This is a genomic window from Bacillus sp. GC_Bacil_1, assembly GCF_026540675.1.
GTDB lineage: Bacteria > Bacillota > Bacilli > Bacillales > Bacillaceae_G > Bacillus_A > Bacillus_A cereus.
Genome location: NZ_JALNUG010000014.1, coordinates 1 through 25,392 on the forward strand (window position 1 = coordinate 1; position 25,392 = coordinate 25,392).

Sequence of the window (25,392 nt, forward strand, 5' to 3'; positions counted from 1 at the left end):
CGCTTCAATAAGAAATACGGTATCAAGTAATAAAAACATAAAACAGGCAAGTGTATGTATTCGCTTGTCTGTTTTTTTTGTGAAAATATTATACCTTTACCCTACTTTTAACTAAAAAGTAGATGAAAGGAGAGCTTCATGTACTTAATAAATCAAAATGGCTGGATTGAAGTGATTTGCGGTAGTATGTTTTCTGGTAAATCAGAAGAGTTAATCCGCCGTGTGCGCCGTACGCAATTTGCGAAACAACATGCAATTGTATTTAAACCATGTATTGATAATCGCTATAGTGAAGAAGACGTTGTATCACATAACGGATTAAAGGTAAAAGCAGTTCCTGTTTCAGCTTCAAAAGATATATTTGAACATATCACTGAAGATATGGATGTAATTGCAATCGATGAGGTACAATTCTTTGATGGGGACATTGTGGAAGTGGTGCAAGTATTGGCAAATCGTGGCTATCGTGTCATTGTAGCTGGTTTAGACCAAGATTTCCGTGGTCTACCATTTGGACAAGTTCCTCAGCTGATGGCGATTGCTGAACATGTAACAAAGCTACAAGCAGTATGTTCTGCATGTGGATCTCCGGCAAGTCGTACACAACGATTAATTGATGGAGAACCAGCGGCATTTGATGATCCGATTATTTTAGTTGGGGCTTCAGAATCGTATGAGCCACGCTGTCGTCATTGTCATGCAGTTCCTACAAACAAAGATAAGTAAAACTCGCTGCGCAAGGCGGGTTTTTTTCAGAATAGAGAGTGTGGTTGGTGTGAGCCGCTTACGCTTTTAAATATATCTAGTTCTGGTGGCTAGCTCTTCGCATCTAAGAACCTTCCGCCCAAAAGGTAAAAAGCACCTTTAGGTCGAAAGAACCTTAGCTGGTCAGAGCTGAAAGAGCCACCGCCACTTTTAAATATAATTTGCGTTTTTTTGAGTAAGTACCATATACTATTTGTATTAGATACTAGGATGTAGAGGTGAATGATGTGTTAGATCGTTTGCAAGCTGTAGAAAATCGTTATGAGAAGTTAAATGAATTGTTAAGTGACCCAGAGGTTATTAGCGATACAAATAAACTTCGTGAATATTCAAAGGAACAGTCTGATATACAGGAAACGGTAGAGGTGTATCGTGAGTATAAGGATGTTCGTGAGCAATTAAAAGATGCGAAAGCAATGTTAGAAGAGAAGTTAGACGCAGAAATGCGTGACATGGTAAAAGAAGAGGTTTCTGAGTTAGAATCACAAGAAAAAACGTTATCAGAACGTCTGAAAATTTTACTAGTTCCAAAGGACCCTAATGATGATAAGAACGTTATCGTTGAGGTTCGTGGGGCTGCTGGTGGCGACGAGGCGGCTTTATTTGCTGGTGACTTATACCGTATGTATAGCCGTTACGCTGAGGTACAGGGCTGGAAAACGGAGATTATCGAGGCTAGCTATACAGAGTTAGGTGGATATAAAGAGATTATCTTTATGATTAACGGTAAAGGTGCTTTCGCGAAGCTGAAATTCGAGAATGGTGCTCACCGTGTACAACGTGTTCCTGAAACGGAATCTGGTGGACGTATTCATACATCTACAGCAACTGTAGCTGTATTACCAGAGGCAGAGGAAGTAGAAATCGACATTCACGAGAAAGATGTTCGTGTTGATACATTCGCTTCTAGTGGTCCTGGTGGACAAAGTGTTAATACAACGATGTCAGCGGTACGTTTAACGCATTTACCGACTGGTGTAGTTGTATCTTGTCAGGATGAGAAATCACAAATTAAGAATAAAGAAAAAGCGATGAAAGTATTACGCGCACGTGTTTATGATAAGTTTAGACAAGAAGCACAAGCTGAATATGATCAAAACCGTAAACAAGCTGTTGGTACGGGTGATCGTTCAGAGCGTATTCGTACGTATAACTTCCCGCAAAACCGTGTTACAGACCATCGAATCGGTTTAACGATTCAAAAGCTAGATCAAATCTTACAAGGTAAGTTAGATGATTTCATCAATGCCTTAGTGATGGAAGATCAGGCTCAAAGGATGGAGGCAGCTGAGTAATGCGTGTCTATGAAGCCCTGAAATGGGCTTCTTCTTTTTTACAGGAAAATGGACGAGATGAAAATGCGGGAGAAATTGTCCTTTGTCATGTATTAAAGATGAACAGAACAGGATTACTTATGAATATGCGTGAAGAAATAAATGAGGAACAAGAGGCAAGCTTTACGGAGTTTATCCACAAGCATGTAGAAGGTATTCCTATTCAATATATGATTGGTTATGAAATGTTTTATGGCCGATCGTTCTTTGTGAATGAAGAAGTATTAATACCAAGACCGGAAACAGAAGAGCTTATAGTAGGAGTATTAGAAAGAATTGAGCGCCATTTTGGCGACAAGGAACTACATGTAGCAGATATAGGCACAGGTAGTGGAGCGATTTCTATTACGCTTGCTTTAGAAAATAAAAATCTCCACGTGTATACAGTAGATATTGCGCAAGAGTCGATTGAAGTTGCAAAAGAAAATGCAAAAGCTTTAGGTGCAGAAGTAACGTTCTATCACGGTGATTTATTGTCACCATTTGATAAAACGGGTCAAAAGCTAGATGTTGTTGTTTCAAATCCTCCATATATACCGGAAGAGGATTGGCGTGGTCTTTCTCCTGTTGTGAAAGAGCATGAGCCGAAGAGAGCGCTTGTTGGTGGAGAAGACGGATTAGATTTTTATCGCCGTTTTATGGAAGAATTGCCGAATGTGTTGCAGGGGAAAGCAATTGTAGCGTTTGAAATTGGAGTAGGACAAGGTGAGGATGTAAAAAGATTGTTACAACAAGCTTTTCCACATGCCCATGTTGAGGTTGTTTTTGATATTAACGGAAAAGACCGTATGGTATTTGCAGAGATGGAGTAAGGTTCACACCTTACTCCATTTTTTTGTGGGAAAATTCATATAGATTTTGAATTTAATAGTTTAGAAATATGAAAGTCTGTCCACACTGTTTGTAGAGGGGACGGTGGAGGAAATGAAAAAACAAGTTATTGCTTATCTTCTTATATTATTAATTGGTGCACAGTTACTTGTGCAGTTTGGATATATGAAAGCTGATGCAAAAGGGCCTTCAGTTATTCCGAAAGAGGCCGTTCGATTACGAATTTTAGCAAATAGTGATTCAGATAAAGACCAGGCATTAAAGCGTAAAGTGCGTGATGAAGTAAAAGCACAAATTGATGGATGGGTAGCGGATTTAACTTCATTTGAAGAGGCGCGCAAAGTAATTCAAAGTCATATTCCAGAAATCGAGAAAACGGTGGAAAATACGTTAAAAAGAGAAGGAAGTAAAGAATCATTTCAAGTGAAATTTAGTAAGAATGTAAAGTTTCCTACAAAGGTATATGGGAATTTTATTTATCCAGCAGGAGAATATGAAGCGGTATTGATTACAATTGGAGAAGGTGAAGGGGCGAACTGGTGGTGTGTATTATTTCCACCAATGTGTTTCTTAGATTTTTCGAGTGGGACAGCTGTAAGAAAAGAAGAGCACGTTGTGAAGGCGGAATCTCCTGAAGAGGGGCAGGTGAAACAACTAGATGAGGAAGTAGTAAATACAGAAGAGAAGAAAGTGGATAAGGTAAAAGAAACGAAAGTTGTAAAACAGGAAGTAGTAAAAAAAGTAACATCTTCTGAAAAGAAAGTAGTAAAAAATGAAACAAAAGTCGAAGAGCAGCCTGTAAGTAAAGAAGAAACAAAAACTGTGGAAAAAGTGGAGAAACCTGTGGAGAAAAAACAAGAAAAGCAAAATGAGTATGTAAAAGTAGAAGAGGAAGAAGAAAAGCCAGAAGTTAAATTGTTTATTGTAGAAGCTTTTACATCTTTATTCTCTAAATAGTACTATTAATAAATCCCTCCTCATATATAAAAATGAGGAGGGATTTATTATGAAGAAAGTGTATTTTGCTACGAAGGCAGATGTGGAAAGATTACATTCTTTTTTCGGACAAGCTAATAAAAAAGATGATAAAATAAATGAGTTGTACGCACAATTTATGATTTTGGAAGAGGCGGAAGAAATACGAGCTGTAATTGGTTATGAACAAAGTGGGGAAGATGTACTTATTCGTTCTTGTTTATTCACACCTCATGTGGATAAACAGACTTTCTTATATTTTTTTGAAATGTTTTTGCAGTATATGAAAGAAAAAAGTGTTCAACAATTGTACTTACTAACAAACCATCCACAATCTGTACCAATCTTTCAGTTCTTTGACTTTTTTACTATAGAAAAGGATGAGGTTCCAGAGGGAATTCAACAGTTAGAACATTTTTGTAAAAATATAAAAGAGCAGAATGCAATAATACTAAATTGTCAGCTATTCACAAAGTTATCCACGGATTAATTAGGTTTATCCACATTTTGTGGATAAACCTTGTTTGTCTTTTGGATAAATCTCATAGTAAACTAAAAATAGACAAGTATTTAAGGGTAGAAAAGGACGTGGAAAAAAATGCATACAAATATGTGGGTTGTGGATAATGTTGTGGAAAGAAAAAAATATTATCCACAGTTACAAGAAGCAGCAAAATTATTAAGAGAAAATGAGGCGGTTGCTTTCCCTACGGAAACAGTATATGGGTTAGGTGCAAACGCGATGGATGATGAAGCAATCGCAAAAATTTTCGAAGCGAAAGGAAGACCGAGTGATAATCCACTCATTGTCCACATAGGTACAAAATCTCAGTTAGATGGCATTGTGAAAGAAATTCCACCAGTTGCAGAGAAGTTAATGGCGCATTTTTGGCCAGGGCCATTAACAATTATTTTGCCGAGAAAAGAAGGGATTTCAGAGAAGGTGACCGCAGGACTTAATACGGTTGGAGTAAGAATGCCTGATCATCCAATTGCACTTGCTCTTATTGAAGAGGCGAATGTACCTGTTGCGGCACCAAGTGCGAATCGTTCAGGGCGTCCAAGTCCAACACTAGCTTCTCACGTATATGAAGATTTGAACGGGAAGATCGCAGGTATTGTTGATGGTGGTGCAACTGGAGTAGGCGTTGAATCAACTGTAATTGATTGTACAAGCACGGTTCCAACAATATTACGTCCAGGTGGGATTACGAAAGAACAATTAGAAGCAGTGATAGGTACCGTTTCTTTAGATCCAGCTTTAAAGGATGAGAAGGAAAAACCGAAATCACCTGGAATGAAATACACACATTATGCGCCGAAAGCACCACTTAGTATTGTTGAGGGCTCACGTGAGTTTATTCAGCATCTTGTAGATGAGAAAAAGGAAGAAGGATTTAAAGTAGGCGTATTAACGACGGAAGAGTATCAGCATGTATATAGCGCAGATGTTATATTATCTTGTGGTGTTCGAAGTGACTTAGCTAGCGTTGCGACTAAATTATATGATGTACTTAGAACATTTGATGCAAGTGAAGTGGATGTTATTTTTAGTGAGTCGTTCCCTAATGAAGGAATAGGAAATGCTATTATGAATCGTTTAACAAAAGCGGCAGGACATCATATTATTATTGAATGATAAGGTACGATTAGCAAACAGAATATTTCTCCTTGGATAAGCATATTGTGAAGTAGCACGTCCAAGGAGGGGCATGAATGACGTTTGAACAGCTAATACCTTTAATAATTATGGCATTCGCCTTAGGGATGGATGCGTTCTCGGTGAGTCTTGGTATGGGGATGATGCCCCTAAAGTTAAGACAAATCCTGTATATTGGTATGACGATAGGGATATTTCATATTATTATGCCGTTTATAGGAATGGTACTAGGTCGTTTTTTATCAGAGAAGTATGGAGAGATTGCACATTTTGCGGGTGCTATTTTATTAATCGGACTAGGTTTTTATATCGTATATTCGACCATTTTACAAAATGAAGAGACTAGAACTGCCCCTATTGGAATTAGCTTATTCGTATTTGCATTTGGCGTTAGTATAGATAGTTTCTCAGTAGGGCTTAGTCTTGGTATTTATGGGGCACAAACAATCATTACAATATTACTTTTTGGATTTGTTAGCATGTTATTAGCGTGGATTGGTTTATTAATTGGTAGACATGCGAAAGATATGCTCGGTACATATGGCGAGATAGTAGGTGGCATCATTTTGGTTGGATTTGGATTATATATCCTTTTTCCTATATAATTTTATGTAGGAGGGAATTATGAACAAGCTATTGGAATGGTAGGTTAAGTTTTTAACCTTCTTTCCTCGATGGCTAAGAATACTTATAATTTGGGGTATTATTTTGCAAATTTCGATGTTAGGTTGGATTAAGTTAATTAGTGAATGGTGAGACGGTTCCTTTCTGTGAATATTTTGTTGGTACTATATTTATTGCACTAAAAATTACAGATATAGAAAGGATGAGATGAATGACGAGATTGAAGCAAGTTTTCGGTATTATTATTAGTTTTTTTGTTTTTTGGTTTAGTATGCTCGGTGTACAAATGTTTGCTGAGTTTTTAGATATTGAGTCATTGAAATTTGTTGCAGGAAAGACTGAGGCGGCGCGTGCCTTTTACTCTCCGTACCCGTTTTTAATTGTTTTTCTTATTACACTGCTTTCCCTATACTTCTTCGTAATGAAGCTAGGGAAACCGAAAAAAGAAAAACTGCCTACTTTAGAGGAAAAGAAGGAAGAATTACAATGATAAAAATCCCCTGCTAAAAAGCAGGGGATTTTTATGTTTGAGTGATGGCAGGAATCGATTCTGAGCGAGCCGCTTTCGCTTTTAAACTGGCCTAACTAATTCAAATTGTTCTCCTAATTTTGCATAGTTGTGTCCTGCTAGGCGGCTTATTGGTTTGAGTCCTTCTGCGTGAATGCGCCCTTTTTCATATAGATGTTCGGCAACGTGGAAACGAACGACGCGTCCAATTAGTAGATCACAAGCTGGTGAGTCTTCTGTTCCACCAAGTGGAATTGCACGTTCTAATACGCATTCCATTCGAATATTTGCTTCTTTTACACCTGGAACGGAGATGACTTCACTTTCAATTGGTGTTAGTTTTGCTAGTTCAATTTCACTTTCATTTGGCGGGAGATTAGCTGCTGTTTCATTAATTGCTGCTACATATGATTCGTCAGAAATATGTACGACAAATTCACCTTTTTCAATTGCGTTTCGGGAAGTGTCCTTTCTTTCTCCGGCTTTTCGTTGTACAGATACTGAGATAAGTGGTGGATTAGCAGCGACAATATTAAAATAACTATATGGTGCGCCGTTTAATACACCGTCTTTTGTTAAAGAAGTAACGAATGCGACAGGGCGAGGGATGATACTTCCAGTAAGTAATTTGTAATTATCTTTTTCAGTTTGTTCATTTGGATTAATGGATAACATGCTTGTAATCCCCTTTCTAAATATGAATACTTATTGTTTGTTTACAAGATAACGATGAGAAAATCCTGCTGGAAATAATATTTTGTTTCATAAAAAGAACTTACTTCAATTGTAATGAAGTAAGTTCTTTTTCAAGAATCTCAAATCTGAGATAAAAATTAAAGTAAAACGTATGCGCCAGGTCCGATTAAAGCTACACCAACAGCAACAGCGATTAACATTAAGTTATATTCATATCCATTTTGTGTTACCCAGTAACCATTTTTTCCGTGAACAGTGAAGATAGCCATTAACATTGTTCCAACGATAAATAATGAACCAACTACAATGAAAATACCTGATGCGAATAAGAAACCACCTAGTAATTCAGTTGCGCCAGCCATAAATGCCATAAATACACCAGGGCGTAAACCGATTGACTCCATCCAGCCACCTGTTCCTTTTAAACCGTAACCGCCGAACCAACCAAATAATTTTTGAGCGCCATGACCCATGAATGTAATTCCTATAATAAGACGAATAATAAGTAGACCGAAATCCATCATTTTTAAAAACCTCCTAAAAGTTATTAACTTACCTTACATAAGTAATAATAAAATAGTTACTTACTTTAGTCAAGTGGATTTTGAAAAAAGTTTGAATTAAATTTTACAAATTAACAACAAAAAATAAAATGTAGTAAAGACCTCTAGACAAGTTGGGCAAAAAAAGAGAAAATATAAATAGAAGTTAACTTCTTATTGTTATTCAGACAATCAGAATTGACTGGAATTTTGTGAAGCGCTACAATAAGAGTCTATTAGTAATGACGTAATTTATTTCGAAAGCGTTTTTACAGTATAATATTCGAAGTATGAAGTCTTACATGTATCCCGAGCTTTACTAGGGATTGCCCTATAAACTTTTAGGTAAATTATAAGGAGGACTATCCTATGTTTAAAAAATTATTCGGTCTTGGTTCAAAAACAAATGAAGAAACAATCGTAGCTCCATTAACTGGAGCAGTGAAAAATATTGAAGAAGTACCAGATCCAGTATTCGCTGGTCGTATGATGGGTGACGGTGTTGCAATCGATCCTACTGAAGGTGTAGTTGTATCTCCAGTTGATGGTGAAATCGTACAATTATTCCACACAAAACATGCTATCGGAATTAAAGCGAAAAATGGCACAGAAATTTTAATCCACGTTGGATTAGAAACTGTAAAAATGGAAGGCGAAGGTTTCGAAGCTCACGTTTCTGAAGGCCAAGCTGTAAAAGCTGGAGATAAATTAATCTCATTCGACTTAGAATTAATCCGTGAAAAAGCGAAAAGCACAATTACTCCAATCGTTATTACAAACACAGATGCAGCTGAGTCTATTAAGACAACTGTAGGCGTAACAGCTACAAAAGGTTCAACAGAAGTAATGAAAGTTACAATGAAATAATTGCTGTATAAGAGGAATCCGTTTCGTATGAAATGGATTCCTTATTTTTGTTGCATATTCAGTAGGTATGTTAAAATACTCTGGGCACTTGGAAATAGGGTTTCACATATATGTGGATAAGGCGCATTTTTCTTAGAAAAAATATAAGAGAAATGCGCCTTTTGTATATTCACATTTCTTTTGTTCTATTCTAATGTAAGTTATGATGAGTGGTAAGAAATCGAATATAGGGGTGGGTTTGGATGAAACGAGTATTATTTGTTTGTACTGGCAATACATGTCGTAGTCCAATGGCTGAGGCGTTGCTTCGTCATCACGGAGGAGATAGGTTTGAAGTACAATCTGCCGGTGTTTTCGCCTATCCTGGGAGCGATGCATCGGTACATGCGAAGGAAGCTTTAGCTGAAAAAGGGATTTCAATTGACCATACCGCGCAGCAAGTAAACGAAACTTTGCTTGATTGGGCTGATATTGTCGTAACGATGACAGAAAATCATAAACAAATTGTACTTGGGCATTATCCGAGTGTTGAAAAGAAATTGAATACGTTATATGGATTAACTGAAGGTATAGGCAAGGACATTTCAGATCCATTTGGAGGCTCGCTTTCTATTTATAAAGAAACGTTAGATGAGATGGAAAAACTTGTACAAACTTTACTGAAAAAACATTCGGTAGGTTGATGTTTCGTGTATAATACGATATTGGAGATCACTTCGTCCTATTGAGGTAGCGAGTGTGAAATGAAGATAATTGATTGAAACTTTGGAGGGGTAAAAATGAAAGTAGTAATAGCATCTGATCACGGCGGTATGAATATCCGCAAAGAACTTGTAAATTTATTAGAAGAGTTAAATATTGAATATGTTGATTTAGGTTGTGAATGTGAAGCTGGTTCTGTTGATTACCCTGACTTTGCGTTTCCAGCAGCTGAAATGGTAGCGAATGGTGAAGTGGATCGTGGTATTTTAGTTTGTGGGACAGGCATTGGTATGTCAATCGCAGCAAACAAAGTAAATGGTATCCGTTGTGCGTTAGTTCATGATACTTTCAGCGCGAAAGCAACGAGAGAGCATAATGACACTAACATGCTAGCAATGGGCGAGCGTGTAATTGGTGCTGGTCTAGCGCGTGATATCGCGAAAATCTGGTTAACAACTGACTATGAAGGTGGTCGTCACGAAAACCGCGTAGGAAAAATTAAAACATACGAAACAAAGTAATACATTCTAACTATCAGTAGTGTGAAATATAATTTGGTGAACCAACCTGTGAAAGGAAGAGGCGTAATGACAGAAATCGTAAAGGTAAGAGAACAGCTACAAATGTCGCTTTCTGATTTCCAAGAACAAGCTTCATTACAAAGCGGTCAAATTTTTGTAGTGGGTTGTAGCACGAGTGAAGTGCTAGGCGAAAGAATTGGAACATCAGGAACGATGGAAGTAGCAGAGGCGATTTTTTCTGAGTTAAAACAATTTCAAGAGCAAACAGGTATTGAATTAGCGTTTCAATGTTGTGAGCATTTAAACCGTGCTTTAGTGGTTGAGAGAGAATTAGCGATAAAATATCAATTTGAAATTGTAACAGTTACGCCTGTTAGATCAGCAGGTGGTGCATTGGGGACATATGCGTATCACAATTTGAAAGATCCGGTAGTAGTTGAGTTTATTAAAGCAGATGCAGGAATGGATATTGGTGATACGTTTATTGGTATGCATTTAAAACATGTAGCTGTTCCGGTTCGTACAAGTGTGAAGGCAATTGGAAGTGCACATGTAACGATGGCCAAAACACGTGGAAAACTAATAGGTGGAGCACGTGCTGTTTACGCGGTGGCGGAAGAGACTACCACTTGCAGTTAAATATGAGAAATTAGGAAGTCATATAGTAGCTGTTTATCATAAGATAAAAGGTATGTTGTCTGACTTTATAGTAGAAGAAAGAAAAGACCGATTTTCGGTCTTTTTTTTCTTTTATGATATAGAAAGTCATGTTAGAATGTAGTTGAAAACATGAAGGTTCGAAAGGATTACAACCTGAATTTTCGTTTTTTCTGAATAAATAAGAAAAAACTGTTGGGAATTGATGTAATTCGTTCAGAAAAGGGGGATTTTGGTGGATCATTTAAAACGTCAAGATAAAAAGGTATTTGCTGCAATTGAGGCAGAACTAGGAAGACAGCGTTCGAAGATTGAGTTAATTGCTTCGGAAAACTTCGTAAGTGAAGCAGTAATGGAGGCGCAAGGTTCTGTTTTAACGAATAAGTATGCTGAAGGATATCCTGGAAAACGTTATTATGGTGGCTGTGAACACGTAGACGTAGTAGAAGATATCGCACGTGATCGCGTGAAAGAAATTTTCGGCGCAGAGCACGTAAATGTTCAACCACACTCTGGTGCACAAGCGAACATGGCAGTATACTTCACGATTTTAGAGCAAGGCGATACAGTACTTGGTATGAATTTATCTCATGGTGGTCACTTAACACACGGAAGCCCTGTTAACTTCAGTGGAGTACAATATAATTTCGTAGAATATGGCGTGGATGCTGACTCTCACCGTATTAATTACGATGATGTATTAGCAAAAGCGAAAGAACATAAACCAAAATTAATCGTTGCAGGTGCAAGTGCATACCCTCGTGTTATCGATTTCAAGCGATTCCGTGAGATTGCAGATGAAGTGGGCGCTTATTTAATGGTTGATATGGCACATATCGCTGGTTTAGTAGCTGCTGGTTTACATCCAAATCCAGTACCACATGCACATTTCGTTACAACGACAACACATAAAACGTTACGTGGCCCGCGTGGTGGTATGATTTTATGTGAAGAGCAATTTGCAAAACAAATTGATAAATCAATCTTCCCTGGTATTCAAGGTGGTCCACTTATGCACGTAATCGCTGCAAAAGCTGTTGCGTTTGGTGAAGCACTTCAAGATGATTTCAAAACATATGCACAAAATATCATTAACAATGCGAACCGCTTAGCTGAAGGTCTTCAAAAAGAAGGACTTACACTTGTTTCTGGCGGAACAGACAATCACTTAATCTTGATTGATGTTCGTAACTTAGAAATCACAGGTAAAGTAGCAGAGCACGTATTAGATGAAGTTGGTATTACAGTGAACAAAAATACAATTCCATTTGAAACAGCAAGCCCATTTGTAACAAGTGGTGTACGTATCGGTACAGCAGCTGTAACATCTCGTGGTTTCGGTTTAGAAGAAATGGATGAAATTGCGTCACTTATTGCTTATACATTAAAAAATCATGAAAATGAAGCTGCATTAGAAGAAGTACGTAAGCGTGTAGAAGCGTTAACTAGCAAATTCCCAATGTATCCAAATCTATAATAGATTGAAGAAGACTGCCGAGACTTAATTGTTTTGGCGGTCTTTTTTGTGGACATATATTATTTTTAAAGTATGTATACAAATGATGAATAAATTTTGGCGATATAATGAAGGATACAGCTCCCATAATTGGTAAAGATACTAGATAGATTCATCGTAAAATCATGATTTTGCCAAATTTGCCCTTGAATATTAGTAGCGTTTTCTTTACAATCGTAAATAGTGTAAAAAAGCGTGCAAACGCATGAATATCATCTAAAGGAGAGATTCACATGGGAAAACTGTATGTATTTGATCACCCGTTAATTCAACATAAGATTACATATATTCGCGATAAGAATACAGGTACGAAAGATTTTCGTGAATTAGTGGACGAAGTAGCAAGCTTAATGGCTTTCGAAATTACTCGCGACCTTCCGCTTAAGGACATCGAAATTGAAACGCCTGTAAGCAAAGCGACAACAAAAGTGATCGCTGGTAAAAAACTTGGTTTAATTCCGATTTTACGTGCAGGTTTAGGAATGGTTGATGGAATTCTGAAATTAATTCCAGCAGCAAAAGTGGGACACGTTGGTTTATACCGTGACCCTAAAACATTGCAACCGGTAGAATACTATGTGAAACTTCCAACGGATGTAGAAGAGCGCGACTTTATCGTACTAGATCCGATGCTAGCAACAGGTGGTTCTGCGGCTGAAGCAATTAACTCTCTGAAAAAGCGCGGTGCGAAACAAATTAAATTAATGTGTATCGTTGCAGCTCCAGAAGGGGTAAAAGTAGTACAAGAAGAACATCCTGATGTTGATATTTATGTAGCAGCATTAGATGAGAAATTAAATGACCACGGATATGTAGTGCCAGGTCTTGGTGATGCTGGTGACCGTTTATTCGGAACGAAGTAAGACAACTGACGAGCAGGGGAGATTCCCCAGCTCGTCTTTTTTGTTGTAAGCAAGTAGGGGAGGGGGAGAGGATAAATATACATCGTATATACAACATAAGTTGCATACACCTCACATATAATATAGAAGTCTTACGTCTGAGGAACACTATATTATGGAAGAAAAGCGTTATATCTCGAAAATATAATAGTGACAAACTTGTGAACATTTCCTTCTATTATAAAGAGAAAACTGTTAGAAATTGCATATATGTAACCAGTATTTAGAAGGGGAACGTTTTCATTTTTGGGAGGAAATGCCTAATACTCAAATTTTTAGATTTTTTACGATTTCTCGTTGACACTGTTAATACCCTATTGTATGCTAACAACGGGGATAGATGGTAGGGCTTTCAGTGACAAAATTACATCTATTCCGTGACGAAAATGTAAACTTTTTGTTTTGTATAGGATTTATGCAAAAAAATGAGTTATTATTAACACATCGTGAATGAGGGTTACATATTGGAGGGATGAATCCTTGCAAAAAAACGATCGCAGCCATATAAAAGCATATGCTTTAATGTCAGGAATTCTTGCTCAGTTAGTCGGTTCTATACTTGTTGGAATCTTTGGTGGGCAGTGGATTGATAATAAGGTTGGAACGTTTCCATTGTTTCTTATTATAGGGTTATTACTCGGGTTAGGAACAGGGGTATACGCAATGATTCGACTCATTCGACATTACTATTCGGGAGAGCAATGATGATAGACGTACATGGACTTGTCCAAAGACAAAAGAAATATATGTACTACTTGCTTGCGCTTCTAGTGCTAGGATGGGGATTTACCTCTTACAAGGATGTATTTCTTGGGCTGATTATCGGAACGATTTTCAGTTTTCTTAGTTTGCGCATCATTGCACGTAGAACAGACAAGCTGTTAGATCGCGTAACAAATGGAGAAAACGTGAAGTTTAAGGCGACAGCTGTAAGTACATATTCAAGATTCGCCACGATTGGGTTATTAATTTTATTTGCAGCCAAATATCAAGAGTTAATTGCGATGTGGGGCTTAGGTGTAGGATTGCTGACAGGATACCTTGTCATGATCATAGATTTTCTTTATTTAGAGTATAAGAGCAGGGAAGAGAGGTGAATTACTAGTGGAACACGGTAAATTAGTTGAATTTCTAGGTTTAACGTTCGATTTGTCATCAGTTATGATGGTTACTGTAGCAGCAGTTATTGTTTTCTTAATCGCTGTTATCGGAACTCGCAGCTTAGCCCTTCGCCCAACCGGGATGCAAAACTTCATGGAATGGGTGTTTGACTTCGTGAAAGGGATTATCAATAGTACGATGGACTGGAAAACAGGTGGACGTTTCTTAACGCTTGGCGTTACGCTTATCATGTTTATCATCGTATCGAACTTCCTTGGTTTACCATTCATGTATTCAGCAACTGAAGCTGGCGAACATATTGCATGGTGGAGGTCACCAACGTCTGATCCAGCAGTTACATTAACATTAGCCGTGATGGTAGTTACCCTCACCCATTATTATGGAATTAAGATGAAGGGTACGAAAGAGTATGTTAAAGGTTATTTCCAACCTATGAAATTCTTATTCCCATTAAAGGTTATTGAGGAGTTTGCTAACACATTAACGTTAGGTCTTCGTTTATTCGGTAACATTTATGCAGGTGAGATCTTATTAGGATTACTTGCTAAGTTAGGCGGGGCATCATTCCTTGGAGCATTAGGTGCGCTTGTACCAATGTTAGCATGGATGGGATTCAGTGTATTCGTTGGATCAATCCAAGCATTTATTTTCGTTATGTTAACGATGGTTTATATGGCTCATAAAGTAAGTCATGACCATTAATATAATTTAAGTAAGAAAAAATTTATTTTTTTATAATACAAAGGAGGACAAATTAAATGAGTTTAGGTGTAATCGCAGCTGCAATTGCAATTGGTTTATCAGCATTAGGTGCAGGTATTGGTAACGGTCTTATCGTATCACGTACAATCGAAGGTGTTGCTCGTCAACCAGAATTAAAAGGCGCACTTCAAACAATTATGTTCATCGGGGTTGCTTTAGTTGAGGCACTTCCAATCATCGGTGTAGTTATTGCATTCATCGTAATGAACAAATAAGGGAGACTCCCCCTTACATAGATGGCGAAGAGTGTTTTTCCGAACTTTCTTCGCCATTGCTTTATGAACGAAACGTATGTCTTTTTTTTTCATATGATCAATTTAGATATTTTGAAGGGAGTGAATCCTTGTGCCAACTTTATTATTAGGAGCTGCCATTCCATTTGGAACGATTGCTTATACATTGTTCATTTTCTTAATTCTATTAGTAATGCTACGCAAATTTGCGTGGGGTCCTTTAATGGGAATTATGAAAGAACGTGAAGAGCATGTTACTAATGAAATCGACGCTGCAGAAAGAAGTAACGCTGAAGCGAAGAAGTTAGTAGAAGAACAACGTGAAATGTTAAAACAATCACGTGTTGAAGCACAAGAGTTAATCGAAAGAGCGAAAAAACAAGCTGTAGATCAAAAGGATGTTATTGTTGCTGCTGCGAAAGAAGAAGCAGAATCAATTAAAGCATCTGCTGTACAAGAAATTCAACGCGAAAAAGAGCAAGCGATTGCTGCTTTACAAGAACAAGTCGCTTCTTTATCTGTTCAAATTGCTTCTAAAGTAATTGAAAAAGAATTAAAAGAAGAAGATCAAGTTAAGTTAATTCGCGATTATATTAAAGAAGTAGGAGAAGCGCGATGAGCAATGGGATTGTAGCAAAACGTTATGCTGTCGCTCTTTTTAAAATTGCAAAAGAAAAACACGTATTAGAAATGTTTGAAGAAGAATTACGCCTTGTACAAAACGTTTATGTAAAGAACGGAGAACTACATAGCTTTTTAACGCAACCGAACATTTCAAAAGAGCAGAAGAAAACGTTTCTTGCAAACGTATTCGGATCTGTTTCTGAATCAATTTTAAATACGTTATATATTTTAATTGATAACAAGCGTATTGATATCTTACCTGAAATTGCAGATGAATATGTTGTTCTTGCTAATGAAGAACGTAACGTAGCGGATGCAACTGTATATTCTATTCGTCTTCTATCTGAAGAAGAGAAGCTTAACATTGCAGAAGCATTTGCAAAGAGAACGGGAAAAGATGCAATTCGCGTGAAAAATGTTGTAGATGAAGATTTACTAGGCGGAATTAAAGTACGCATTGGAAATCGCATTTATGACGGAAGTTTACAAGGAAAATTAGCACGTATTCAGCGTGAATTAATGAAGAATAGATAGGGGTGAAGCACATGAGCATCAGAGCTGAAGAAATTAGCGCACTGATAAAGCAACAAATCGAGAACTATCAGTCTGAAATCGAAGTTAGTGATGTTGGTACAGTTATCCAAGTTGGTGACGGTATTGCGCGTGCTCATGGTCTTGATAACGTTATGGCTGGTGAGCTTGTAGAGTTCTCTAACGGCGTTATGGGACTAGCACAAAACTTAGAGGAAAACAACGTAGGTATTATCATTTTAGGACCTTACACAGAAATCCGTGAAGGTGACGAAGTTCGTCGTACTGGTCGCATCATGCAAGTACCAGTAGGAAAAGAACTAATTGGTCGTGTTGTAAACCCATTAGGTCAACCAGTTGATGGTTTAGGCCCAATCAATACAACAAACACTCGTCCAATCGAAAGTCCAGCACCAGGTGTAATGGATCGTAAATCTGTTCATGAGCCACTTCAAACAGGTATTAAAGCGATCGACGCTCTTGTACCAATTGGCCGTGGTCAACGTGAGTTAATCATCGGTGACCGTCAAACTGGTAAAACAGCAGTTGCACTTGATACAATCATTAACCAAAAAGATGAAGATATGATTTGTATCTATGTAGCTATCGGACAAAAAGAATCAACTGTACGTAACGTAGTAGAAACACTACGTAAGCACGGTGCATTAGAGTACACAATCGTTGTAACTGCATCTGCTTCTCAACCAGCTCCATTATTATACTTAGCTCCTTATGCTGGTGTAACAATGGGTGAAGAGTTCATGTACAATGGTAAACACGTATTAGTAGTATATGATGACTTATCAAAACAAGCAGCGGCTTACCGTGAGCTGTCATTACTATTACGTCGTCCTCCAGGTCGTGAAGCTTATCCAGGGGATGTATTCTACTTACATTCTCGCTTATTAGAGCGTGCAGCAAAATTAAGTGATGCAAGAGGCGGCGGTTCTTTAACTGCACTACCTTTCATCGAAACACAAGCAGGGGACGTATCAGCATACATCCCAACAAACGTAATTTCTATTACGGATGGACAAATCTTCTTACAATCTGACCTATTCTTCTCTGGCGTACGTCCAGCGATCGATGCGGGTACTTCTGTATCTCGTGTAGGTGGATCTGCTCAGATTAAAGCAATGAGTAAAGTATCAGGTACACTTCGTCTTGACCTTGCATCTTACCGTGAGTTAGAAGCGTTCGCTCAGTTCGGTTCTGACCTTGATAAAGCAACTCAAGCGAAATTAAACCGTGGTGCTCGTACTGTTGAGGTATTAAAACAAGGATTACACAAACCGTTACGTGTAGAGAAACAAGTTATCATTCTTTACGCTTTAACACGTGGATTCCTAGATGATATCCCGGTAGTAGATATCACTCGTTTCGAAGAAGAATTCCATGCTTGGTTAGATTCTAATGCGACTGACTTATTAGAAGAAATCCGCACAACTAAGAAACTTGCGGATGACGACAAATTTGCAGCAGCAATTAACGGATTTAAAAAAGTATTCGTAGCTTCTGAATAATAATAAAAGTGAAGCCGACTGTTCAGCCTCATCGGCTAAGAGGCGGAACTAGATTAATAAAAGCGGAAGCGGCTCGTACAAGCCGCCGACGCTAGATAATATATAAGGCATCTCAGACTCTGAGATTGCTGACGGTTATGTAAAGGAAAAGAGTAGGTGCACCTATTCTTTTCCTTCAATCATGAGCAAGAATATCTTGCAACGTAGATTAGGAAGAGGATTCTTACTAATCGTGCCAACTTCCGGAAAAAAGGTGGTGAAAACCTGTGGCATCTTTACGCGATATAAAAGCGAAGATTACCTCGACAAAGAAAACGAGTCAAATTACGAAGGCGATGGAGATGGTATCTGCATCTAAGTTAAACCGTGCAGAGCAAAATGCTAAATCTTTCGTTCCGTATATGGAAAAGATTCAAGAAGTAGTAGCGAGCATTGCGCAAGGAAGTAAAGGAATTAATCATCCAATGCTAAATGCGCGTCCTGTAAAGCGTACAGGATACATCGTTATTACATCTGATCGCGGACTAGCAGGTGGTTATAACAGTAACGTATTACGTACAGTAAGTAACGTAATTCGTGAACGTCATAATATGGATTCAAATCAATATTCAATTATTGTACTTGGACGACTAGGACGTGATTATTTAAAACGTCGCGGCTTTAACATCATTGATGAAGTAGTTGGATTATCTGACCACCCATCATTTACTGATATTAAAGATCTTGCTTCTCGAGCAATTGCGATGTTCGCAGATGGTGCTTATGATGAGCTGTATATTTACTACAACCATTACGTAAGTAAAATTTCACAAGAAGTAACGGAAAATAAAATTTTACCGCTTACTGATGTGGCGTCTGACAAACCGACGACAGCTTATGAATTTGAACCTTCTGAAGAAGAAATTTTAAAAGTATTATTGCCACAATACGCAGAAAGCTTAGTGTACGGTGCATTACTAGATGGTAAAGCAAGTGAGCACGCAGCGCGTATGACAGCAATGAAGAGTGCTACAGACAACGCAATGGAAGTTATCGATTCACTTACACTTTCATTCAACCGTGCGCGTCAGGCAGCGATTACGCAAGAAATTACGGAAATCGTTGGTGGAGCAGCAGCGTTAGAATAGTAATAAAAAGTGGAAGCGGCTCTTTCAAAAGAGTCGCGTAAGCTAAACTAATAAAAAATTAAAAGCCGACTTCGCTTAGAGAGCTGGCTAATTAAAAGAAAGCTAGGAGGGAACCCGATGAATAAAGGGCGCGTTACGCAAATCATGGGTCCGGTTGTAGACGTTAAGTTTGATGGCGGAAAGCTACCAGAAATCTACAACGCCCTTACGGTAAAACAAAGCAACGAAAACGGAAGCATGAACTTAACATTTGAAGTTGCACTTCATTTAGGTGATGATACAGTTCGTACAGTTGCGATGTCTTCCACAGATGGACTTGTTCGTGGCACAGAAGTAGAAGATACTGGTAAAGCAATCTCTGTACCAGTTGGTGATGCAACACTTGGTCGTGTATTCAACGTATTAGGTGATGCAATTGACTTAGATGGTGAACTTCCTGCGGATGTACACCGTGATCCAATTCACCGTCAAGCACCTGCATTCGAAGAATTATCTACTAAAGTAGAAATTCTTGAAACTGGTATTAAAGTAGTAGACTTACTTGCTCCTTACATTAAGGGTGGTAAGATCGGCCTATTCGGTGGTGCCGGCGTAGGTAAAACAGTATTAATTCAGGAATTAATTAACAACATCGCACAAGAGCACGGTGGTATCTCTGTATTCGCTGGTGTAGGTGAGCGTACTCGTGAGGGTAATGACTTATACCATGAAATGAGCGATTCTGGCGTAATCAAGAAAACTGCGATGGTATTCGGACAAATGAATGAGCCACCTGGAGCACGTCAACGTGTTGCATTAACAGGTTTAACAATGGCTGAGCATTTCCGTGATGAGCAAGGACAAGACGTACTTCTGTTCATCGATAACATATTCCGTTTCACGCAAGCGGGTTCTGAAGTATCTGCCCTTCTTGGTCGTATGCCATCTGCGGTAGGTTACCAACCAACACTTGCAACAGAAATGGGTCAATTACAAGAGCGTATTACATCTACAAATAAAGGGTCTATCACGTCTATCCAAGCGGTATATGTACCAGCCGATGACTATACTGACCCAGCACCAGCTACAACATTCGCTCACTTAGATGCAACAACAAACTTAGAGCGTCGTTTAACACAAATGGGTATTTACCCAGCCGTAGATCCATTAGCATCTACATCTCGTGCACTTTCTCCAGAAATCGTAGGAGAAGAGCATTATGAAGTAGCACGTCAAGTGCAGCAAACTTTACAACGTTACAAAGAACTTCAAGATATCATCGCTATCTTAGGTATGGATGAGTTATCTGAAGAAGATAAGTTAGTTGTACATCGTGCTCGTCGTATTCAATTCTTCTTATCTCAAAACTTCCACGTAGCTGAGCAGTTTACAGGTCAAAAAGGTTCTTACGTACCTGTAAAAAATACAGTTAGTGGCTTCAAAGAAATTCTAGAAGGAAAATATGATGACCTTCCAGAAGATGCATTCCGCCTTGTTGGTAGCATTGAAGAAGTTATTGAGAACGCGAAGAAAATGATGGCGTAAGGCCTTAGGAGGGACGAAGTATGAAGACATTTCCAGTCAGTATTGTAACTCCTGATGGACCGGTTTACGAAAAAGAAGTAGAAATGGTAAGTGTAAAAGCAGAGAGTGGGGAAATGGGGATCTTACCAGGTCACATTCCAACTGTTGCACCATTAAAAATTAGTGCAGTTCGTCTGAAAAATGGTGGACACACTGATTATGTAGCAGTAAGCGGTGGCTTTATCGAAGTTCGTCCAGATAAAGTAACTGTATTATCATCATCTGCTGAAGAAGCAAACCATATCGATATCCATCGTGCAAATGAAGCGAAGCGTCGCGCTGAGCAACGTATGCAAGACAAACAAGCACATGTTGACTTTAGACGTGCAGAAATGGCATTACAACGTGCTGTGAACCGTTTAAATGTTTCTGATATGAAGTAAAAAAATCCGTAAAGGCCCTGCCTTTACGGATTTTTTTTTTTGTGTATTTTATGGATAATTTTACAAAACTGGTATAATTATATTGATGCTTGTATAAGTAGAAGTGTACAACAATTTATATTTTATGAAGGGGATGAATCAATGATTGGTGAAATGAAACGAGAAGCATTGTACTCTTTAAAGGGAAAATGGGGACTAGGTGTTGGATCAACAATTTTATATTTTATTTTAAGTTATGTCGTTTCGATGGCTGCAATGCTTATACTTTTAATTCCAGGAATTATTATATTTTTCTTAGTTGTTAGCTTAGCTGGGTCAGTTGAGGCGGAAACGATGTCAATTGGAGCAGCTATTACATTTGGGATTTTCTATTGCATAATGATTATTTTGAGTAATGCATCTTATGGTATTACCTCATACGGTTACACGAATGTGTTTCTACAAATTAGTAAACGAGAAGATGCTAAAGTAGATTACTTGTTTGAAGGATTCCGTGGTTTTAAAAGAATGATGAAAACAATGTGGGCAATGCTTGCGATTTTGTTATATACAGGTACATGGATTCCGATGTTGTTAACAGGTTTATTCATATTCTTAGGTGAAGAAGGAAATTTGTCGTTTACAATAGCTTTCTTCGTACTATTAGCAATTTCAATTGTTGGTATGATTGTGATGTATTTTTCTTATGCACTGACGTACTATGTGATGATTGAAAATCCAGAATATAGTGTTTTGCAGGCGATGAAGGAAAGTAAGAATCTTATGAGGGGTCATAAGTTAGATTTGTTTCTTTTATGGCTGAGCTTCATAGGCTGGGTTGTTTTAGCGCTTCTTACTTTTGGAATAGGATTTCTTTGGCTTAGTCCGTATATGAGTACAACGACAGCACACTTTTATCGCTACATTTCAAAAGGTGAATTTCAATAGGAACATGCTATACTAATAGAATTATTGTGTATAGGAGGCGAGGCTACGCATGATTAGTGATCTAAAAGGAGAAGCACTAGATTCATTAGAAGGGAAATGGGGATTAGCTGTTGGAGCTACACTGCTCATTTCAATTCTTATCACGGCTTTTAGTTTTAGTGTTGATTGGGGATTTTCTTTAATTTTCGGTTGGCAAAAAACAAATGGTTCACTTTCAACGAATATTCTTACATTTTTTGTTACTGGACCGTTAACTTTAGGTGGATATTACCTTGGTTTAAATATCCTTCGTGAAAATCAAGCTAGTATCGGTAATGTATTCATTTGGTTTTCAGAGGGAAAGAGATTTCTAAAATCATTTTTATTATATTTATTAGTAAATCTTTATCTTTTCTTATGGACGTTATTGTTCATTATTCCAGGTATTATTAAATCATTTTCTTATGCGATGACATACTTTATTATAAATGATCATCCTGAGTATTCACTGAACCAAGCTATTACAGAAAGTCGTCGTATGATGGATGGACATAAGATGGAGTATTTCATTTTATGTTTAAGCTTTATCGGTTGGTTTATATTAAGTTGTATTACGTTAGGGATTGGATTCTTATGGTTAATTCCATATTTCTACACAACATCTGCGGCTTTTTACGAAGAGATCGCAGAAGAATATTATGAGAAAAATATTTAGCACTATAAAACCCCCAGTATGAATTATTTGTTCATACTGGGGGTTTTTTGTAGAAACTTTATAAATTGATTGCTAGTAAGTGGTTTACTGAAATAGTAACCTTGCATATATTTACATTTATGTTTTTGCAGAAACTTAAGCTGTTTTTCGGTTTCAATTCCTTCGGCAACGACTGAAAGATTTAAAGTATTTGCGAGGGAAAGGATTGTAGAAACGATGGCTCGTTCTTCAGGACGATGATCAGCTAATTGTGTAAATTCTCTCGGTACTTTTAATGTGTCGATTGGAAAAATTGATAAATAAGCAAGAGAAGAATACCCAGTACCGAAGTCATCAATGGAAGTTTGGATACCGTATTCTTTTAATTGCTTCAGTCTTAATAACGTTTCTTTCTCGTCAATCATTGCAATTCTTTCTGTTAACTCAAGGGTTACATATTTTGGGTCGACTTGCACGTCGTTTAATATTTGTGAAATGTTTTCGATTAATTGATCTTGCCGGAACTCTTTTGCAGATAAATTAACACTTATTTTTAAATTTTGGTAGCCAAAGGTATGCCATATTTTTAATTGGAGACAAGCTTCTTGTAATACCCAATGTCCAAGTGGGACTACTTGTGGCGTCTCTTCTACAATTGGAATAAACTCACATGGTGAAATGTCACCTAATAGCGGGTGTTTCCACCGTATTAAAGCTTCAGCACCGATAATTTTATTTGTTGTCGTATCAATTTGTGGTTGATAAACGAGATAAAATTCTTTGTTTACTAAAGCGATTGGCAAATCTTTTTCAATTCGAGCTTTTCGCTCCATTTTTTTATATAGTTCTTTCGTGTAAAGAGAGCTACCGTTTTTTCCTTTATTCTTTGCTTCGTACATGGCCATATCAGCATGCTGCAAAATGGATAGTGGATCTTCACCTGCTTCAGGATATATTGCAATTCCGATACTCGGTGAGATTTGTAAATGTTGATTTTCGATTTCAAATGGCTCATTCATGGCCACTACAATCATATCAGCTATTTTTTGGACATCTGGCTTTTTTTTGTAATTCTCGATAAGGATTGTGAATTCATCTCCAGCTAGTCGTGCGAGTTTCATATTTGATGTTGATATTCTTTCGAGCCTTTTTGCTACTGCGATAAGCAATAGGTCTCCTACTCGATGACCGAGGGTATCATTAATAACTTTAAAACGGTCTAGGTCGAGAAACATAACAGCAAAAGACTTTTTCGATACTTTTGCTCGTGCAATTGCCTGTTCTAAATGTTTATGAAATGCACGACGATTTGCAAGCTCTGTTAAAGTATCATGGTATGCTAGGAAATTAATTTGTTCTTGTTGTTGTTTGCTTTCCGTAATATCTTTAATCATTAAATAAACCCCAGAAATTTTCTCTTTTAAAAAGATCGGTACGGCGGTAACGTGCAAGTAGTAAATATCTCTGTTTTTATGGTACGCCCGTATTTCTAAAGAGATAGAATATCCCTTTTTTACACGATGAAAGGCGTTAATCATTTCTTCTAAATCTTCTTCGTATATGAGTGAATAGTAAGGCTGATTTAATAATTCATTCGTTTGATAACCAAGTAAAGTAGTACCAGCGTTATTTACTTTGAGAAAATTACCGTACAAATCTAATGTGAAGATTGGATCTGGATGATGCTCGTATAAAGATTTAAACATTTGTTGATTATGATAGAGTTCATTTTTCTGTTCTACTAAATCTTCTGTACGTAGTTCAATTTGTTTCTCGAGTTCTGAGTTGAATTGCATTTGAGCTAGCAATAATTTTTTATTTTGTTTTCGAACTAAACTATGACGTATGAGAACGAAAGAGAAAGTTATTATAAGTCCGATTACTATAATAGGCGCAAAAACGTATTCGACTAATATAAAAACAATAAGCATTACTACCGAAATATACGGTAATGATAATCGGATTGCTTCACCAATTTTAAGTGTTAGTAGTACTTGTTCTTGTTTTTCAGGTTCTTTTGTATGGAGAATACAGGCAATTGCTACTAGTACTAAGGTTACTTGATAGAAAGGAGTAACTGTAAACATAGAATACTCTGGTATGAAGTATTTTATATAAGCATAAATCGCATCGGTAGTAGCATATAAAATTAAAGCACTGCCAAGAAGCGCACCAACCTTTTTAGGTAATAAGGATAGTGGTTTGAATAAAAGATTGATTCCTATTAAGAGAAAGAGTAAATCAGCCATTGGATAGGTAAGTTGAACAAATATGTCGATATAGGATGTTGTAAAGATGTGAATGGTTCGTTCAATAAGTAAGTAGTAACTTAAAGTAAATTGGGCTGTAACGATAATACAAATATCACATAGCATAAAAAGTTTTTCTAATAAATCTCGGTTGTAAATGATTTCGTATAGAAAGGCAAATGCAAAACTAACTAAAAAAAGTAAGTAAAAAAAATCAGACGGATCAACGAACGTATAGAAGTCCTTTACAATTAAACGTTGATAGGCAACGACTATATCACCGATAAAATAAGAGAGAGCTCCAACAGATAATATGATCCAAAATAAACGAGGTAGCCCTTCTTTCATGTTTGAAAAGTAAAGAATATAACTACAAGCGATAATATCAATTAATAGGGTACTCGTTCCGATTAATAGCTGAAAAGGAAATGAGTATTCATATAGAAAAGGCATCGCTACGTAGTGAAGCGTTATGGACAGCAATACAATGCTTATAAGAATACTTACATGTGTTTGTTTTTTCATTTATATCACCTACGATTCCTTGAAAAGCATATATAAGTTTTATATTTATT

30 protein-coding genes are annotated in these 25,392 nt (G+C 37.4%); 27 read left to right on the forward strand and 3 right to left on the reverse strand.

Going from position 1 to position 25,392, the window contains the following annotated elements:
* Positions 1–138 precede the first annotated feature (138 nt).
* From OXT04_RS20230 to OXT04_RS20265, 8 genes are all read left to right on the forward strand, one after another.
* Complete coding sequence (locus OXT04_RS20230; protein ID WP_000280851.1) at positions 139–726, forward strand: thymidine kinase; 588 nt, start codon at positions 139–141, stop codon at positions 724–726.
* Between the two features lie 266 nt (positions 727–992).
* Positions 993–2,060, forward strand: coding sequence for a peptide chain release factor 1 (gene prfA / locus OXT04_RS20235; RefSeq protein ID WP_000887066.1), 1,068 nt, complete (start codon positions 993–995; stop codon positions 2,058–2,060).
* Positions 2,060–2,911: a peptide chain release factor N(5)-glutamine methyltransferase gene (gene prmC / locus OXT04_RS20240; RefSeq protein ID WP_097913097.1), complete on the forward strand. Its 852-nt coding sequence runs from the start codon at positions 2,060–2,062 to the stop codon at positions 2,909–2,911. The genes prfA and prmC overlap by 1 nt, the downstream gene beginning before the upstream one ends.
* 112 nt (positions 2,912–3,023) lie before the next feature.
* Positions 3,024–3,887: a stage II sporulation protein R gene (gene spoIIR, locus OXT04_RS20245; RefSeq protein ID WP_267417098.1), complete on the forward strand. Its 864-nt coding sequence runs from the start codon at positions 3,024–3,026 to the stop codon at positions 3,885–3,887.
* Positions 3,888–3,936: 49 nt separating this feature from the next.
* On the forward strand, positions 3,937–4,395 hold the full coding sequence (locus OXT04_RS20250; protein ID WP_000758437.1) for a GNAT family N-acetyltransferase: 459 nt from the start codon (positions 3,937–3,939) through the stop codon (positions 4,393–4,395).
* A gap of 108 nt (positions 4,396–4,503) precedes the next feature.
* Positions 4,504–5,544 carry an L-threonylcarbamoyladenylate synthase gene (locus tag OXT04_RS20255; protein ID WP_000557352.1) on the forward strand — a complete coding sequence of 347 codons (1,041 nt, stop codon included), beginning with the start codon at positions 4,504–4,506 and terminating at the stop codon, positions 5,542–5,544.
* Between the two features lie 77 nt (positions 5,545–5,621).
* Positions 5,622–6,170 (forward strand): manganese efflux pump MntP, encoded by a 549-nt coding sequence (locus OXT04_RS20260; protein ID WP_000142477.1) that lies wholly within the window; start codon positions 5,622–5,624, stop codon positions 6,168–6,170.
* Positions 6,171–6,400: 230 nt separating this feature from the next.
* Positions 6,401–6,679, forward strand: a complete 279-nt coding sequence (locus OXT04_RS20265; protein WP_000197475.1) for a DUF3935 domain-containing protein — start codon at positions 6,401–6,403, stop codon at positions 6,677–6,679.
* A gap of 81 nt (positions 6,680–6,760) precedes the next feature.
* Here OXT04_RS20265 and OXT04_RS20270 read toward each other — a convergent pair whose 3' ends face one another.
* Positions 6,761–7,372 (reverse strand): flavin reductase family protein, encoded by a 612-nt coding sequence (locus OXT04_RS20270; RefSeq protein WP_000949046.1) that lies wholly within the window; start codon positions 7,370–7,372, stop codon positions 6,761–6,763.
* 158 nt (positions 7,373–7,530) lie between these two features.
* Positions 7,531–7,917, reverse strand: coding sequence for a DoxX family protein (locus tag OXT04_RS20275; RefSeq protein ID WP_000968616.1), 387 nt, complete (start codon positions 7,915–7,917; stop codon positions 7,531–7,533).
* Between the two features lie 387 nt (positions 7,918–8,304).
* Between OXT04_RS20275 and OXT04_RS20280 the strand changes: the two genes are divergently transcribed.
* The 19 genes from OXT04_RS20280 (at position 8,305) to OXT04_RS20370 (ending at position 22,589) form a co-directional block, all read left to right on the forward strand.
* Entirely contained in the window at positions 8,305–8,802 is a 498-nt protein-coding gene (locus tag OXT04_RS20280) for a PTS sugar transporter subunit IIA (RefSeq protein ID WP_000473666.1), read from the forward strand.
* Between the two features lie 242 nt (positions 8,803–9,044).
* The gene (locus tag OXT04_RS20285) at positions 9,045–9,485 is read left to right on the forward strand and encodes a low molecular weight protein arginine phosphatase (protein ID WP_000832375.1); all 441 of its coding nucleotides are present in this window, start codon (positions 9,045–9,047) and stop codon (positions 9,483–9,485) included.
* Between the two features lie 96 nt (positions 9,486–9,581).
* A complete protein-coding gene (rpiB, locus tag OXT04_RS20290) occupies positions 9,582–10,025 on the forward strand; it encodes a ribose 5-phosphate isomerase B (RefSeq protein ID WP_000869539.1) in 444 nt (147 codons plus the stop codon).
* Positions 10,026–10,091: 66 nt separating this feature from the next.
* Positions 10,092–10,664 carry a TIGR01440 family protein gene (locus OXT04_RS20295; protein ID WP_098255774.1) on the forward strand — a complete coding sequence of 191 codons (573 nt, stop codon included), beginning with the start codon at positions 10,092–10,094 and terminating at the stop codon, positions 10,662–10,664.
* 253 nt (positions 10,665–10,917) lie between these two features.
* Positions 10,918–12,159 (forward strand): serine hydroxymethyltransferase, encoded by a 1,242-nt coding sequence (gene glyA, locus OXT04_RS20300; RefSeq protein WP_267417116.1) that lies wholly within the window; start codon positions 10,918–10,920, stop codon positions 12,157–12,159.
* A 272-nt stretch (positions 12,160–12,431) separates the two neighbouring features.
* Positions 12,432–13,061, forward strand: a complete 630-nt coding sequence (gene upp / locus OXT04_RS20305; protein WP_000517539.1) for a uracil phosphoribosyltransferase — start codon at positions 12,432–12,434, stop codon at positions 13,059–13,061.
* 379 nt (positions 13,062–13,440) lie between these two features.
* Positions 13,441–13,554 carry a DUF4024 domain-containing protein gene (locus OXT04_RS20310; RefSeq protein WP_000232962.1) on the forward strand — a complete coding sequence of 38 codons (114 nt, stop codon included), beginning with the start codon at positions 13,441–13,443 and terminating at the stop codon, positions 13,552–13,554.
* Positions 13,555–13,580: 26 nt separating this feature from the next.
* Positions 13,581–13,805 (forward strand): AtpZ/AtpI family protein, encoded by a 225-nt coding sequence (locus OXT04_RS20315; protein WP_001171223.1) that lies wholly within the window; start codon positions 13,581–13,583, stop codon positions 13,803–13,805.
* On the forward strand, positions 13,805–14,197 hold the full coding sequence (locus OXT04_RS20320; protein ID WP_000567600.1) for an ATP synthase subunit I: 393 nt from the start codon (positions 13,805–13,807) through the stop codon (positions 14,195–14,197). The genes OXT04_RS20315 and OXT04_RS20320 overlap by 1 nt, the downstream gene beginning before the upstream one ends.
* A 7-nt stretch (positions 14,198–14,204) precedes the next feature.
* Entirely contained in the window at positions 14,205–14,924 is a 720-nt protein-coding gene (gene atpB / locus OXT04_RS20325) for a F0F1 ATP synthase subunit A (RefSeq protein ID WP_000399870.1), read from the forward strand.
* Positions 14,925–14,980: 56 nt separating this feature from the next.
* Positions 14,981–15,199: a F0F1 ATP synthase subunit C gene (atpE, locus tag OXT04_RS20330; RefSeq protein WP_000052064.1), complete on the forward strand. Its 219-nt coding sequence runs from the start codon at positions 14,981–14,983 to the stop codon at positions 15,197–15,199.
* Between the two features lie 130 nt (positions 15,200–15,329).
* The gene (atpF, locus tag OXT04_RS20335) at positions 15,330–15,836 is read left to right on the forward strand and encodes a F0F1 ATP synthase subunit B (protein ID WP_001142615.1); all 507 of its coding nucleotides are present in this window, start codon (positions 15,330–15,332) and stop codon (positions 15,834–15,836) included.
* Complete coding sequence (gene atpH, locus OXT04_RS20340; RefSeq protein ID WP_000064682.1) at positions 15,833–16,375, forward strand: F0F1 ATP synthase subunit delta; 543 nt, start codon at positions 15,833–15,835, stop codon at positions 16,373–16,375. Before atpF ends, atpH begins: the two co-directional genes overlap by 4 nt.
* 11 nt (positions 16,376–16,386) lie before the next feature.
* A complete protein-coding gene (gene atpA / locus OXT04_RS20345) occupies positions 16,387–17,895 on the forward strand; it encodes a F0F1 ATP synthase subunit alpha (RefSeq protein ID WP_000027521.1) in 1,509 nt (502 codons plus the stop codon).
* Positions 17,896–18,161: 266 nt separating this feature from the next.
* On the forward strand, positions 18,162–19,022 hold the full coding sequence (gene atpG / locus OXT04_RS20350) for a F0F1 ATP synthase subunit gamma (RefSeq protein ID WP_000157703.1): 861 nt from the start codon (positions 18,162–18,164) through the stop codon (positions 19,020–19,022).
* 117 nt (positions 19,023–19,139) lie between these two features.
* Positions 19,140–20,546, forward strand: a complete 1,407-nt coding sequence (gene atpD / locus OXT04_RS20355; protein ID WP_001032596.1) for a F0F1 ATP synthase subunit beta — start codon at positions 19,140–19,142, stop codon at positions 20,544–20,546.
* Between the two features lie 20 nt (positions 20,547–20,566).
* Positions 20,567–20,968 (forward strand): F0F1 ATP synthase subunit epsilon, encoded by a 402-nt coding sequence (gene atpC, locus OXT04_RS20360; RefSeq protein ID WP_000847215.1) that lies wholly within the window; start codon positions 20,567–20,569, stop codon positions 20,966–20,968.
* A gap of 141 nt (positions 20,969–21,109) precedes the next feature.
* Positions 21,110–21,895 carry a DUF975 family protein gene (locus tag OXT04_RS20365; protein WP_267417128.1) on the forward strand — a complete coding sequence of 262 codons (786 nt, stop codon included), beginning with the start codon at positions 21,110–21,112 and terminating at the stop codon, positions 21,893–21,895.
* Between the two features lie 49 nt (positions 21,896–21,944).
* Positions 21,945–22,589: a DUF975 family protein gene (locus OXT04_RS20370; RefSeq protein WP_023523558.1), complete on the forward strand. Its 645-nt coding sequence runs from the start codon at positions 21,945–21,947 to the stop codon at positions 22,587–22,589.
* 23 nt (positions 22,590–22,612) lie between these two features.
* On the opposite strand, the gene OXT04_RS20375 is transcribed toward OXT04_RS20370, so the two are convergent.
* Positions 22,613–25,342, reverse strand: a complete 2,730-nt coding sequence (locus OXT04_RS20375) for a putative bifunctional diguanylate cyclase/phosphodiesterase (protein ID WP_098570035.1) — start codon at positions 25,340–25,342, stop codon at positions 22,613–22,615.
* Between the last annotated feature and the right edge of the window lie 50 nt (positions 25,343–25,392).